The organism is Streptomyces sp. NPDC042201 (genome assembly GCF_055582185.1).
Genome location: NZ_JBVJDS010000004.1, coordinates 99,880 through 100,927 on the forward strand (window position 1 = coordinate 99,880; position 1,048 = coordinate 100,927).

A 1,048-nucleotide genomic window follows, 5' to 3' on the forward strand; every position below is an offset into this window, starting at 1 on the left:
CGCACGGCCGGTCCACGGGGGTGAGGTCGGCCGGGCTCAACTAGGCCACGGTGGCCAGATGTTCCCGCAGGAGCGCTATCACGGCGGGCGCCTGGGACGTCAGATAGAAATGCCCGCCGGGAAAGACCTTCAGGTCGAACGATCCGCTGGTGTGCCCGCGCCAGTCCTCGGCCTCGTCCAGCGAGGTCTTCGGGTCATTGTCCCCGGTCAGCACGGAGACCGGGGCCCGTACCGCCGTCCCCGGCTCGCAGCGGTAGGTCTCGATGGCCTGATAGTCGCTGCGGATCGCCGGCAGGATCATCCGCAGGATCTCCTCGTCGCCGAGCAGCGCCGTATTCGTACCGGACATCAGCTTCAGCTCCGCGACGATCCCGTCGTCACTGCGCCGGTGCACGTCCTCGTCCCGGAAACGCGACGGCGCGCGCCGCCCCGAGGCGAACAGCCGAGAGAGCTCGCCGCCCTCCGCCTCGAACCGCCGCGCGACCTCGAAAGCGATCGTCGCGCCCATGCTGTGTCCGAAAAACGTCGTCGGCCGTGCGAAGAGCTGCTCGCGCAGCGCCTCGTAGACCTGGTCGGCCATGGCCCCGATGTCACCGGGACTGGTCTCCCTGCGCCGGTCCTGGCGGCCGGGGTACTGCACCGAGAACACCTCGGCCACGGACGACAGTTGAGCGGATACGGGGAAGTAGAAAGACGCCGAGCCACCCGCGTGGGGGAAACAGAAGAGCTGTCTCGCGCTGTCGGGCGCCGGGTGGAAGCGCCGCGCCCAAAGGCTCTCCTCGGTGGACGTCGTCATCGTGTTGCATCCTCCTAGCGGTAGGCCGAGCGATCCGGACCATACAGCTGTTCGCCGCTTGCCCCGAAAGACAGAGCGGATATACCGCTCACACCGCGTGTAACGCCGACCAGCACCGTCGGCCCGGTGACCGACCACCCCATTTCACTAGGACGGACAGTGGGAAATTCCCTAGTCTCTCCGCGGTCCCGGGTGACACCGCTTACCCCTTCCCCCACCTCCGGAGGCGTCCGGAGGTGGGCACGGGCCAGG

General features: G+C 68.1%; 1 protein-coding gene. It reads right to left on the reverse strand.

The features are described 5' to 3' along the window. Nucleotides 1-40: 40 nt before the first annotated feature. Nucleotides 41-796, reverse strand: coding sequence for a thioesterase II family protein (locus ACZ6MZ_RS11295; RefSeq protein WP_389786282.1), 756 nt, complete (start codon nucleotides 794-796; stop codon nucleotides 41-43). Between the last annotated feature and the right edge of the window lie 252 nt (nucleotides 797-1,048).